Below are 14,427 nucleotides of genomic sequence, written 5' to 3'. Positions count from 1 at the left end.
ATTAGTTAGCCTTGATTGCACTCGTGATTTTTACGAATGATTTCTTTGCACCTGGAACGTTACCTTTTACTAGTAGTAAATTGCGCTCTTCGTCTACTTTCACTACTTCAAGGTTTTGAATAGTTACTTGCTCTCCACCCATACGACCTGGAAGTGGTCTTCCTTTGAATACACGCATTGGGTCGACTGCACCTAGCGAACCCGGACCTCTGTGATAGTGGGAACCGTGAGTTTCCGGACCACGTTGTTGATTGTGGCGTTTAATGGAACCTTGGAATCCTTTCCCTTTTGTAGTTCCTGTTACATCAATTTTATCGCCAGCTGCGAATACATTCACACTAACTTCTTGACCAACTTCATATTCGTCAAGCTTCGCGTTACGGATTTCACGAACGTAGCGCTTAGGGGTTGTGTTTGCTTTTTCAGCATGACCTTTTTCCGCTTTATTCGTACGTGATTCCTTTACGTCAACAACACCAAGCTGGATTGCTTCGTAACCATCATTTTCTAATGTTCTCTTTTGTAATACGACGTTTGGCTCAGCCTCAATTACAGTTACAGGCATCAATTCTCCTGTTTCAGAGAAAAGCTGAGTCATGCCGATTTTACGACCTAAGATTCCTTTCGTCATCCGTTACACCTCCTATTTAAAACTCTCATTATAGTTTGATTTCAATATCTACACCAGATGGTAAGTCTAAACGCATTAGTGAATCTACAGTCTGTGGTGTAGGACTAACAATATCGATTAAACGTTTATGTGTACGCATCTCGAATTGCTCGCGTGAATCCTTGTATTTATGAACCGCACGCAATACTGTGTATACTGATTTTTCAGTAGGTAGCGGGATTGGACCCGATACATTAGCACCAGAGCGTTTCGCGGTCTCGACAATTTTCTCAGCTGATTGATCTAAAATACGGTGATCATAAGCTTTCAAACGGATTCTAATCTTTTCTTTTGCCATTATTTTCCCTCCTTTATTCGCCCATTTTGGAATAGACATACTCTGCAGAAATTTCTTGACCACTCGCCATGGCAAAGGGGCCGGGTGTGCCAACAACCTTCTGCTTCATCGCCTTGAACGGCCAACATTCTCATTATATAGAATGCCGTTCATATATGCAACCCTTTTTTACTAATAGTGATTGCACATCTATATATTATACGTACTTCCCTATATGATTTCAAGGGTTTATACAAATTTATTAACTAGGATAGACAAAAAATTTCGGAGTCAACCTTTAAATAAAGCGAAACTTCAATTTAGTGAGGGGGTTCTTTCTTCCCCGACTGGTCGTTAGTACCAAAAAGCTGTGAATTAAAGGTATCAGTACGAATCGGAGTTTTGGTATCGTTGTCTATTCACTTAGACCTTTCGTGTATTACCCTCAACTATAATGCGTGAGTCTTACTGTTCTTACATTTAGGATACAAACAATTAAACTTATTAAACACAATTTTAATAGAAAGATAATCATACTGACTATCCATCTCAAGCTATGCAGATATCAATTCTAATCTACGCTGCCATAAATGAATGGATTCGGAACAAAGGCTCAAGCGCCCGTTTAGCAACGTAGCGAATGGAACGAATCAACTGAGATAAAGGAATCACGGTGAGGCGACGAACCGATGATGACGTATCGTAGGGCGCATTTCTAATGTCGCCTAGTTGCTGGGCTCATGCGCCGAACGTGGCTATTCGGTTATTTCGTTATCCCAAGCATCTCATTTTATATTTTCTTATCTTATAAGAAAAACTTGGCTTGTCGCCAAGTCTAATGGAGGAAGCCTTTGTTTCTCTTATACTATAAACCAAAAAAACCTTATACTTTCCTATAGTGTAAAAAAACACAGGTTACGTCGTCACGCAACCTGTGCTTTATCATCTTTTTTCTTATTCAACGATTTCTGTAACAACGCCAGAACCTACTGTACGTCCGCCTTCGCGAATAGAGAAACGAGTTCCGTCTTCAATTGCGATTGGGGAAATAAGTTCTACTGTCATTTCTACGTTATCGCCAGGCATTACCATTTCTGTTCCTTCTGGAAGTTGGATAACACCAGTTACGTCCGTTGTACGGAAGTAAAACTGTGGGCGATAGTTTGCAAAGAATGGAGTGTGACGTCCACCTTCTTCTTTAGATAGTACATACACTTCTGATTTGAATTTTGTATGTGGAGTGATTGAACCAGGCTTAGCCAATACTTGACCACGGTTGATATCTTCACGAGCCACACCACGAAGTAGTGCACCAATGTTGTCACCAGCTTCAGCATAGTCAAGAAGCTTACGGAACATTTCTACTCCTGTTACAGTCGTTTTTTGAGCTGCTTCGTTCAAACCGATGATTTCAACTTCATCACCAACGCGAACTTCTCCACGCTCAACACGACCAGTTGCAACTGTACCACGACCTGTAATAGAGAACACGTCCTCTACAGGCATCATGAATGGCTTGTCTTTATCACGCTCTGGAGTTGGAATGTACTCATCAACAGCGTTCATTAGCTCAACGATTTTTTCTTCGTATTCTGGTACTCCTTCAATTGCTTTCAAAGCAGAACCAGCAATTACTGGAACATCATCGCCTGGGAAGTCATATTCAGTTAATAGATCACGTACTTCCATTTCAACTAGTTCAAGTAGTTCTTCGTCATCTACCATATCCACTTTGTTTAGGAATACTACAATAGAAGGTACTCCAACGTTACGAGATAGTAGAATGTGCTCACGAGTTTGTGGCATTGGACCATCAGCAGCAGATACAACAAGAATTGCTCCGTCCATTTGTGCAGCACCAGTGATCATGTTTTTAACATAGTCTGCGTGACCTGGGCAGTCAACGTGCGCATAGTGACGAGTATCTGTTTCGTATTCTACGTGAGAAGTTGCGATAGTAATTCCACGCTCTTTTTCTTCTGGTGCGTTGTCGATTTGGTCATAAGCCATTTGCGTACCTTTACCAGATTTTTTATGCATTACAATTGTAATTGCAGCAGTTAACGTAGTTTTACCGTGGTCAACGTGTCCAATTGTACCAACGTTTACGTGACTTTTCGAGCGATCGAACTTTTCTTTAGCCATTTATAGTTCCTCCTTTAAGTAAATGAAAAAGTTTATTTTAAATTTTATAGTTAGCAAGAAACAATGGATCATCATCACTTCTTAGCCTTTAATACAAGTTATACTTTAGATTTATGAAAAAATCAATTATTCGCCAGCATTTTTCTTAATAATTTCTTCTGCAATACTCTTTGGTACTTCTTCATAATGATCGAAGTACATAGTGAAGGTACCGCGACCTTGTGTGTTAGAACGTAATGCTGTAGCATAACCAAACATTTCAGAAAGCGGGACAAATCCCTTTACAACTTGTGCAGGACCACGAGCGTCCATACCTTCTACACGTCCACGACGAGAAGTTATGTCACCCATAATATCTCCCATATATTCTTCTGGAATAACAATTTCAACTTTAGCAATTGGTTCAAGAAGAACTGGGTTACATTTATTTTTCGCAGCTTTTAGCGCCATGGATGCCGCTACTTTAAATGCCATCTCGTTGGAGTCAACATCGTGATAGCTTCCATCGTATAACGTCGCTTTAATATCAATTAGTGGATAGCCAGCCAATACCCCATTTTCCATTGCTTCTTCAATACCAGCTTGAATAGATGGAATGTATTCGCGTGGTACAACCCCACCAACAATATTATTGACGAATTCAAAGCCTGCTCCTTCTTCATTTGGTTCAAACTTAATCCAAACGTGCCCATATTGTCCGCGTCCACCAGATTGACGAACAAACTTTCCTTCTACTTCAGCAGCGGAACGGAATGTTTCTCGATAAGCAACCTGTGGCGCACCAACGTTTGCTTCTACTTTGAATTCACGCTTTAAGCGGTCAACGATAACGTCTAAATGAAGCTCACCCATACCAGAAATAATCGTTTGACCAGTCTCTTCGTTTGTTTCTGTTTTAAATGTTGGATCCTCTTCAGCTAATTTACCTAAAGCAATCCCCATTTTATCTTGGTCTGCCTTTGTTTTTGGTTCAATTGCAACCCCAATTACCGGTTCTGGGAAGTCCATGGACTCAAGAATAACCAGATTCTTTTCATCACAAAGTGTATCACCAGTAGTTGTATCTTTCAAACCAACAGCAGCAGCAATTTCTCCAGAATATACGGTTGAAATTTCTTGTCTCGAATTCGCATGCATTTGTAGGATACGTCCAATACGCTCACGCTTATCTTTCACAGAGTTTTTCACATAAGAACCTGAATTTAAAGTTCCTGAATAAACTCGGAAGAAAGTAAGTTTACCAACGTATGGATCTGTCATTACTTTAAATGCTAATGCAGAAAATGGTGCATCATCCGTAGATGGGCGAGTAACTTTTTCTTCTGTTCCAGGAATAATCCCTTCAATATCAGCAACATCCGTAGGTGCTGGAAGGTAGTCAATAACCCCATCAAGCATTAATTGTACACCCTTGTTTTTGAAAGCTGATCCACAAAATACAGGGTAGAATTCAACATCTAATGTAGCTTTACGAATAGCGGCTTTCAGCTCATCTTTTGTGATTTCTTCACCTTCAAGGTACTTCATCATCAAATCTTCATCAAGTTCAGCAACAGCTTCAATCAAGCTATTACGCCACTCTTCAGCTTTGTCTTTTAATTCAGCAGGAATTTCACGAGTTTCAGCATGTGTACCAAGATCATCTTCATAGAAGTATGCTTGCATGTCAATGAGATCGATTATTCCTTCAAATTTATCCTCTGCACCTATCGGAAGCTGAACCGGATGTGCGTTCGCACCTAGACGGTCTTTTAATGTTTTTGTAGCGTAAAGGAAATCTGCACCGACTTTATCCATCTTGTTAATAAAAACAATACGCGGAACACCATAAGTTGTTGCTTGACGCCATACTGTTTCGGTTTGTGGTTCTACACCTGATTGTGCATCAAGAACGGTTACTGCTCCGTCCAAGACACGTAATGAACGTTCAACTTCAACGGTGAAGTCTACGTGTCCAGGTGTATCAATAATGTTAATTCGATGGTTTTTCCACTGAGCGGTTGTTGCGGCGGAAGTAATCGTGATTCCTCGCTCCTGTTCCTGCTCCATCCAGTCCATCTGTGAAGCACCTTCATGCGTTTCACCAATCTTATGAATACGTCCTGTATAGAAAAGAATACGCTCGGTAGTAGTGGTTTTACCTGCATCAATGTGTGCCATAATACCAATATTTCGCGTCTTTTCCAAGGAGAACTCTCTAGCCATGTATTCTTCTCCTTTCTAGCTTGAATTTAATTTGTTTTACCAGCGGTAATGTGCAAATGCTTTGTTAGCTTCTGCCATTTTATGCATTTCTTCACGTCGTTTTACAGAAGCACCTGTATTGTTAGAAGCATCTAGAATTTCATTAGCAAGACGTTCTTCCATTGTTTTTTCCCCGCGTAAACGAGAGTAGTTAACGATATAACGTAACCCTAACGCCTGACGACGTTCTGGACGTACTTCCATTGGTACTTGGTAGTTGGAACCACCAACACGGCGAGCGCGTACTTCAAGGACTGGCATAACGTTTTTCATAGCTTGCTCAAATACTTCCATTGCGTTTTGTCCGCTTCTTTCAGCAACCAATTCAAATGCTTTGTAAAGAATTTTTTGTGCTTTTCCTCTTTTTCCGTCAACCATAATCTGATTGATTAAACGAGTCACTAATTTTGAGTTGTAAAGTGGATCTGGTAAGACATCGCGTTTAGGTACTGGGCCTTTACGTGGCATATGTCCTTCCTCCTTTCTTCTTATAGGTTAATTTATTATCTGCTTACTTTTTCGGTTTTTTTGTACCGTATTTAGAACGGCCTTGTTGACGACCTTCTACTCCAGCTGTATCCAAAGCTCCACGTACAATGTGATAACGGACACCCGGCAAGTCTTTTACACGACCACCACGAAGCAGTACAACACTATGCTCCTGAAGATTATGACCAATTCCAGGAATGTATGCTGTTACTTCCATGTTGTTAGATAAGCGGACACGAGCATATTTACGAAGTGCTGAGTTCGGTTTCTTAGGAGTTAATGTTCCCACACGTGTACATACGCCACGTTTTTGCGGAGAATTTAGGTCTGTAAATTTCTTCTTAAAGCTGTTGTACCCCTTATTAAGAGCTGGTGAATCAGACTTTTTTGGTTTGCTCACACGTCCTTTGCGGACTAATTGATTAATTGTTGGCATGATATGTTTCCTCCCTTCTATGGTTTATATCACTAATTCAGCCTCGAATTTGTAAACCCACACATCCAGGTGGTTCATCTTTTGGTAAAAAACAACGTTTTAACGAGAAATCGTCAAAACTATCCTTGTTTTATTCCAACAGTTGCTGCGCCAACCTCGATGCCACATGCTGCTCCCAATTTCTTTTTGGAATCGACATGATGACAAGGGATGTTCAGTTCTTCGGCTAAATGTGCAACTTTTTGTGTCATATGTTGATCAGCATCAACAGCAATAAACACTTCACTTATATCGCCATCTTTCATGGCTTTAAGCGTTTGTTTTGTTCCGATAACTACACGTGATTTCACTTGCATTACTTTTTCATAAGACATCTCATATCCTCCAAAGCACCAAGTATAATCGGAAGCACCTTGAATATTCTACCACTCACTTTTTTTAATGTCAACATGATTTACATATTTTTTACGCTTCCGTTTTAATGTCTGCTCTACTCGTATGGGAACTGGTGAGTCTCCCAACTCTTTTAGAAGGGAGACTGTTAAACCAGTTATTGAACGGTTTCTGTTTCTTCCATTGCTTCTGTTGTAATTGGTTCATCCGTTGCCGCCTTAATCCGACGGTAACGTTGCATTCCTGTTCCCGCAGGTACAAGCTTACCGATGATTACATTCTCTTTCAAACCAAGAAGTTCATCGCGTTTTCCTTTAATAGCAGCATCGGTCAGCACTCTCGTTGTTTCTTGGAAAGAAGCAGCCGATAAGAAGGAATCTGTCTCAAGGGATGCCTTGGTAATACCAAGTAACACAGGCTTTCCAATTGCTGGTTGTTGACCTTCTTGAAGCACTTTATGATTTGCATCACGGAACTGGTGCAATTCTAATAAAGAGCCTGGGAGAACGTCAGTATCTCCGGAATCAATTACGCGAATCTTACGAAGCATTTGACGAACCATCACTTCTACGTGTTTATCGCCAATTTCAACCCCTTGCATACGGTATACGCGTTGAACCTCACGCAATAAATAATTTTGCACGCCTTCTACACCTTGGACACGTAACAAATCCTTTGGATCAATGGAGCCTTCTGTCAATTCTTGACCAGCAATAACCTCGTCGCCGACAGCTACCTTCATGCGAGCATTGTAAGGAACAGCGTAAGAGCGTTGTTCGACTTCACCTTGTACGACAACTTCTTGCTTATCTTTTACTTCTTTAATTTCTTGAACAGTACCATATATTTCACTGATGACTGCTTGCCCTTTTGGATTACGTGCTTCAAACAGTTCCTGAATACGTGGAAGACCCTGGGTAATATCATCACCAGCAACCCCACCAGTGTGGAAGGTACGCATTGTTAACTGCGTTCCCGGCTCTCCAATGGATTGAGCTGCAATAATTCCTACCGCTTCCCCAACCTCTACATCGGCGCCTGTTGCAAGATTTCTTCCGTAGCATTTTTGGCAAACGCCATGTTTTGTATTACAAGTAAAGGCACTTCGTATGGTGACTTCTTCGATACCTGAATTCGTAATTTGTTTTGCTTGATCTTCGGTAATAAGCTCATCTGCTTTTACGATAACTTCGTTTGTTTCAGGATGCTTTACATCATAGAAGGCCGTACGACCGATTAATCGATCCACTAATGGTTCAATTAGCTCCGTACCATCTTGTAATGCTGTTACAGTTAACCCGCGATCGGTTCCGCAATCTGCTTCGCGTACAATAACATCTTGCGCCACATCAACAAGACGACGTGTTAGGTAACCTGAGTCAGCTGTTTTCAACGCTGTATCAGCAAGACCTTTACGAGCACCGTGCGTAGAAATAAAGTACTCTAATACCGTTAAGCCTTCACGGAAGCTTGATTTAATCGGCAGTTCAATAATTTTACCAGCCGGGTTAGCCATTAAACCACGCATTCCAGCAAGCTGCGTAAAGTTTGATGCGTTACCACGAGCACCAGAATCACTCATCATATAAATTGGGTTTCTGTTACTTAAGGACAGCATCAGCTTATCCTGAATGGTATCTTTGGCTTGCGACCAAATTGCGATAACACGGTCATATCGCTCATCTTCCGTAATTAAACCGCGACGGAATTGTTTCAATACGTTGTCTACTTTCTGCTGTGCTTCATCAAGAATCGCTTCTTTTTCTTTTAAAACCACAATATCGGAAACACCGACTGTCATACCCGCTTTCGTCGAATAGCTAAAACCAAGATCCTTCATTCTATCAAGCATTTTAGATGTTTCACTGATTTTAAATCGTTTAAAGACTTCAGCAATAATATCTCCTAAAAAGCCTTTTTTAAATGGTTTCACCAAATCAAGCGACTTAATCAATTCAGGGATATTTGTACCCTTTTCCACAAAATATTTTTCAGGTGTACGATGTTCCAAGTTCTCTTTCGTTGGTTCGTTTATATACGGGAAGGAATCGGATAGAATCTCATTAAAGATTAACTTCCCAACCGTCGTAATGAGCAATTGTGATTTTTGCTTTTCTGTAAATGTCTTGTTATTTAATCCAGACGCATGAACAGCGACACGTGTATGCAAATGCACGTATCCGTTTTGATATGCCATAATCGCTTCATTAACGCCTGTAAAGACAGATCCTTCGCCGATAGCATTCTCCCGTTCAAGCGTGAGATAATAGTTTCCTAATACCATATCCTGTGATGGAGTTACAACCGGCTTCCCATCTTTTGGATTCAAAATGTTTTGTGCTGCAAGCATCAGAATACGCGCTTCTGCTTGAGCCTCTGCTGATAACGGTACGTGTACAGCCATTTGGTCTCCATCAAAGTCCGCGTTATATGCCGTACAAACTAATGGGTGCAAACGGATAGCACGACCTTCTACAAGTGTTGGCTCAAACGCTTGAATACCGAGTCTGTGTAGTGTCGGTGCACGGTTAAGCAATACAGGGTGCTCTTTAATAACTTCTTCAAGAACATCCCATACCTCCGGATGAACCCGTTCAATTTTCCGTTTTGCAGACTTAATATTATGCGCAATTCCTTTTGATACTAACTCTCTCATAATAAATGGCTTAAATAATTCTAGTGCCATTTCTTTCGGAAGCCCACATTGATACATCTTCAGGTGTGGTCCAACTACGATAACAGAACGACCAGAATAGTCTACACGTTTACCTAACAGGTTTTGACGGAAACGTCCTTGCTTTCCTTTCAACATATGAGATAAGGATTTTAGCGGACGATTACCTGGTCCTGTTACTGGACGTCCACGACGACCATTATCAATAAGTGCATCTACGGCTTCTTGAAGCATACGCTTTTCGTTTTGAACAATAATGCTCGGTGCTCCAAGATCTAATAAACGCTTCAACCGATTGTTTCGGTTAATAACACGACGATATAAATCATTTAAATCAGAAGTGGCAAAGCGACCGCCATCTAACTGCACCATTGGACGAATTTCAGGTGGAATGACTGGCAATACATCTAAAACCATCCAAGAAGTTTCATTTCCGGAATGGCGAAATGCCTCTAGCACTTCTAATCGTTTGATGGCACGTGTTCTGCGTTGTCCTTGTGCTGTTTTTAGTTCTTCTTTTAAAATGCCTACTTCTTTATCAAGGTCAATATCCTGAAGCAGTTTACGAATGGCTTCTGCTCCCATTTGTGCTTTAAACGACTTACCGTATTTATCGTAATATGCACGGTATTCTTTTTCCGATAGGAGTTGTTTTTTCTCTAATGGTGTATCGCCAGCTTCCGTTACAATATAAGCAGCAAAATAGATTACTTCTTCCAAAGCACGAGGAGACATGTCTAAAACAAGCCCCATGCGACTTGGAATACCTTTAAAGTACCAGATGTGCGATACAGGCGCAGCTAGCTCAATATGACCCATCCGTTCGCGACGTACTTTAGCTTTTGTAACCTCCACACCACATCGATCACAGACAACTCCCTTATAGCGCACTCGTTTATATTTTCCGCAATGGCATTCCCAATCTTTTTGCGGACCAAAAATCCGCTCACAAAACAGTCCGTCTTTTTCCGGCTTTAATGTGCGGTAATTAATCGTTTCTGGTTTTTTTACCTCACCATATGACCAAGAGCGAATTTTTTCTGGTGAAGCTAAACCGATTTTCATATACTCAAAGTTATTTACATCTAGCAAGGGGTCAACCTCCCTCTTAGTGTCCGATTTTACCAAGCTACCAACGGCTACTTAAAGTAAATACAGCTACTGAACCAAATTTTTACCTCGATACGTCCCTGCAATGACAGCTGTGTTCTATGATAGTTGGAGGCTAGCTCTAGAAAAGTGGAGCTAACCCTAGCTATCTTAGCTTTCTTCAACTTCTATATTAAGCTTACTAGCTTGTTGTGTCTCTTCTTCTTCTAATTCTCTCATATCAATTTCTTCTTCTTCACTAGATAACATCTTGACATCCATACCAAGGCTTTGTAGTTCCTTGATTAGTACCTTGAAGGATTCAGGAACACCTGGTTCAGGTACATTATCCCCTTTGACGATGGATTCATATGTTTTCACACGTCCAACCACATCATCTGACTTAACGGTTAGAATTTCCTGTAATGTGTAAGCTGCACCATAAGCTTCTAGCGCCCAAACTTCCATTTCTCCAAATCGCTGACCACCAAATTGCGCTTTACCACCAAGCGGCTGTTGGGTAACAAGTGAGTATGGACCTGTAGAGCGAGCGTGTAATTTATCATCGACCATATGAGCAAGCTTAATCATGTACATTACACCGACTGATACTCGATTATCAAACGGTTCTCCTGATCTTCCATCATAAAGAATTGTTTTCGCATCTCGAGGCATACCTGCTTCTTCTAGCGTCTCCCATACATCGTCTTCTGTAGCTCCATCAAATACTGGTGTTGCTACATGAATACCTAATGCGCGAGCAGCCATACCTAAGTGCAACTCAAACACCTGTCCGATATTCATACGTGATGGCACCCCTAGTGGGTTTAACATAATATCAATTGGCGTTCCATCAGGCAAGAATGGCATATCCTCTTCAGGGAGAATTTTAGAAATTACACCTTTGTTTCCGTGACGCCCTGCCATTTTATCGCCTTCATGAATTTTACGTTTCTGTACAATGTACACCCGTACAAGCTCATTTACGCCTGGAGGAAGCTCATCTCCGTCTTCCCGGTTAAAGATTTTAACATCAAGTACAATACCACCTGCACCGTGCGGAACACGTAATGATGTATCTCGGACTTCACGAGCTTTTTCTCCAAAAATAGCGTGCAATAAGCGTTCTTCCGCAGACAACTCTGTTACACCTTTTGGAGTAACTTTTCCAACAAGTATATCTCCATCCGTCACTTCAGCACCAATGCGAATAATTCCATATTCATTCAGGTTTTTCAATGCATCTTCCCCAACGTTAGGGATATCTCGAGTAATTTCTTCAGGTCCTAATTTCGTATCACGTGCTTCTGATTCATATTCTTCAATATGAATAGAAGTATAAACATCGTCTTTAACAAGTCGTTCGCTCATGATAATAGCGTCCTCATAGTTATAACCTTCCCAAGTCATAAAACCAACGAGAACATTACGACCTAACGCCAATTCTCCATCTTCCATGGAAGGACCGTCTGCAAGGATTTCTCCTTTTATTACCCGATCTCCTTCGCTTACAATTGGGCGTTGATTATAACAAGTTCCTTGGTTGGAACGGATATATTTCTGAAGTTTATAATGGTCGAGATCGCCTTTTACTTCACGTCCATCTACAACAGACGTTCTGCGTACAAAAATTTGCTTTGCTTCAACGCGTTCTACAATTCCTTCATGACGGCAAATAACCGCAGCACCAGAGTCCTTCCCATTTACATACTCCATTCCTGTACCTACAATTGGAGCCTCTGGCTTCATTAATGGGACGGCTTGACGTTGCATGTTTGCACCCATTAGCGCACGGTTGGAGTCATCATTCTCAAGGAAAGGGATACATGCTGTCGCCGCAGATACAACTTGCTTCGGCGATACGTCCATATAATCAATTTTTTCTCGTGCAACGATGGTGTTTTCTCCGCGAAAACGCGCAATAACCTCTTCATCCGCAAAATGACCGTCTTCTGTTAATTTTGCGTTTGCCTGAGCTACCACATAGTTGTCCTCTTCATCAGCTGTTAAATAATCGATTTGCGCTGTCACTTTACCGGTCTCTGGATCAACACGGCGATATGGTGTTTCAATAAAACCAAACTTATTCACTTTCGCAAAACTGGAAAGCGAGTTGATTAATCCAATATTTGGTCCCTCTGGAGTCTCAATTGGACACATACGACCATAATGCGAGTAGTGAACGTCTCGAACTTCAAAGCCTGCACGTTCTCGTGTTAAACCACCTGGCCCTAATGCTGATAAACGTCGCTTATGCGTTAATTCTGCCAAAGGATTGGTTTGATCCATAAACTGTGACAACTGAGAGCTTCCAAAGAATTCTTTGATGGAAGCAATTACGGGACGAATATTAATTAATTGCTGTGGCGTAATGCTTGAAGTGTCCTGAATGGACATTCTTTCACGTACCACACGCTCCATTCGCGATAGCCCGATGCGAAATTGGTTTTGTAATAGTTCTCCGACAGAGCGAAGCCTACGATTACCAAGATGGTCAATATCATCTGTTCCGCCTACTTGATGCAATAAATTAAAGAAATAGCTGATCGATGCTAAAATGTCAGCAGGCGTAATATTTTTTACACTTGCATCAACACCTGCATTGCCGATGACGTTCAACACCCGTTCCCCGCTTGGATCAGTAGGATCGACAATTTTGACGGTCTGCAGGATAATTGGTTCATCCAAAACGCCATCTTTTGGCTGTAATTCCTGTTGACCAAGTTTTTCTTCTTCGCGTTCTAAATATGGTATTAATTTGTCTAATAGTTTTCTTTCCAGCTTGTCACCTTTTTCAGCCAATACTTCACCAGTTTCCTGGTCAACAACAGTTTCAGCTAACACTTGGTTAAACAAACGATTTTTAATATGCAGCTTTTTATTCATTTTATAACGACCTACATGTGCCAGGTCATAACGCTTCGGATCAAAAAAGCGTGAGATTAATAAGCTTTTTGCATTCTCAACGGTAGGTGGCTCACCAGGACGTAAACGCTCGTAGATTTCCAGTAAGGCCTTTTCCGTTGTTTCTGTGTTATCTTTTTCGAGCGTGTTCTTCAGGTATTCATTATCGCCTATGAGCTCAATGATTTCCTGGTCACTGCCAAAACCAAGTGCTCGTAATAATACGGTGATTGGCAATTTACGTGTACGATCAATCCGGACATGGACAACATCCTTCGCATCTGTTTCAAATTCCAACCATGCTCCACGATTTGGAATAACAGTTGCAGCTACGCCTCGTTTACCATTTTTATCAATTTTGTCATTGTAATAAACACTTGGTGACCTTACAAGCTGAGATACAATAACACGTTCTGCTCCATTAATGATAAATGTCCCTGTATCTGTCATTAAAGGGAAATCACCCATGAATACTTCCTGTTCCTTTACTTCGCCGGTTTCATTATTAATTAAACGAACCTTAACACGAAGCGGAGCATTATAAGTAACATCCCGCTCTTTCGATTCATCTACAGGATATTTGGGCTCTCCTAAACTGTAATCAACAAATTCCAGTGATAAATTGCCGGTAAAGTCTTCAATTGGAGAAATGTCCTGAAACATTTCCCGTAGCCCCTCTTCTAAAAACCAATCATAAGAAGCGGTTTGGATTTCAATCAAATTCGGCAATTCTAGCACTTCGCTGATTCGTGCGTAGCTTCTGCGCTGGCGGTGCCGCCCATATTGAACTAGTTGTCCTGTCAACTGCTTCACCCCTTAAATCATCCATTTTTTCGTAGATTGTCATTCTACGCAAAATTTATTATAATAAGAAAAACCAGTTAAAGCAGATGTTCAAAAAAGTCCGTTTAAACGATAGATCGATTCTCTCGATTTCGCTCTTTTTTGAACACATACTTTAAAAGAAGCGAAAAAAGCCTCATTGGTTTTTCGAATATCAACCTTAATGGTATAAAGTAATACAAAACATACATAACAAACTTGCAATCAAGGATTACAAGTATCTATTTGCAGTAAAAACACTATGAAAAGACAGTGTTTGCGCT

Annotated in this window: 9 protein-coding genes; all 9 read right to left on the bottom strand. The window is 40.9% G+C overall.

Going from position 1 to position 14,427, the window contains the following annotated elements:
* Position 1: 1 nt before the first annotated feature.
* Positions 2-631: a 50S ribosomal protein L3 gene (rplC, locus tag BKP57_RS11550; RefSeq protein WP_050349638.1), complete on the bottom strand. Its 630-nt coding sequence runs from the start codon at positions 629-631 to the stop codon at positions 2-4.
* A gap of 28 nt (positions 632-659) precedes the next feature.
* Positions 660-968, bottom strand: a complete 309-nt coding sequence (gene rpsJ, locus BKP57_RS11545; RefSeq protein ID WP_050349639.1) for a 30S ribosomal protein S10 — start codon at positions 966-968, stop codon at positions 660-662.
* A gap of 933 nt (positions 969-1,901) precedes the next feature.
* Positions 1,902-3,092, bottom strand: coding sequence for an elongation factor Tu (gene tuf, locus BKP57_RS11540; protein ID WP_050349640.1), 1,191 nt, complete (start codon positions 3,090-3,092; stop codon positions 1,902-1,904).
* Positions 3,093-3,218: 126 nt separating this feature from the next.
* Positions 3,219-5,297, bottom strand: a complete 2,079-nt coding sequence (fusA, locus tag BKP57_RS11535) for an elongation factor G (protein WP_050349641.1) — start codon at positions 5,295-5,297, stop codon at positions 3,219-3,221.
* 36 nt (positions 5,298-5,333) lie between these two features.
* Positions 5,334-5,804, bottom strand: coding sequence for a 30S ribosomal protein S7 (gene rpsG / locus BKP57_RS11530; RefSeq protein WP_050349642.1), 471 nt, complete (start codon positions 5,802-5,804; stop codon positions 5,334-5,336).
* 43 nt (positions 5,805-5,847) lie between these two features.
* Positions 5,848-6,261 carry a 30S ribosomal protein S12 gene (gene rpsL / locus BKP57_RS11525; RefSeq protein ID WP_050349643.1) on the bottom strand — a complete coding sequence of 138 codons (414 nt, stop codon included), beginning with the start codon at positions 6,259-6,261 and terminating at the stop codon, positions 5,848-5,850.
* Between the two features lie 119 nt (positions 6,262-6,380).
* A complete protein-coding gene (locus BKP57_RS11520) occupies positions 6,381-6,635 on the bottom strand; it encodes a 50S ribosomal protein L7ae-like protein (protein ID WP_050349644.1) in 255 nt (84 codons plus the stop codon).
* Positions 6,636-6,811: 176 nt separating this feature from the next.
* Positions 6,812-10,420 carry a DNA-directed RNA polymerase subunit beta' gene (rpoC, locus tag BKP57_RS11515; RefSeq protein ID WP_050349645.1) on the bottom strand — a complete coding sequence of 1,203 codons (3,609 nt, stop codon included), beginning with the start codon at positions 10,418-10,420 and terminating at the stop codon, positions 6,812-6,814.
* A 168-nt stretch (positions 10,421-10,588) separates the two neighbouring features.
* Positions 10,589-14,125: a DNA-directed RNA polymerase subunit beta gene (gene rpoB / locus BKP57_RS11510; RefSeq protein ID WP_050349646.1), complete on the bottom strand. Its 3,537-nt coding sequence runs from the start codon at positions 14,123-14,125 to the stop codon at positions 10,589-10,591.
* Positions 14,126-14,427: the final 302 nt, after the last annotated feature.

The sequence above is a fragment of the Virgibacillus sp. 6R genome (genome assembly GCF_001895305.1).
In the GTDB taxonomy this organism is placed as follows: Bacteria; Bacillota; Bacilli; order Bacillales; family Amphibacillaceae; genus Virgibacillus; species Virgibacillus pantothenticus.
The sequence above is the reverse complement of the archived record's forward strand: the minus strand, read 5'-3'. Positions and strand labels throughout refer to the sequence as shown.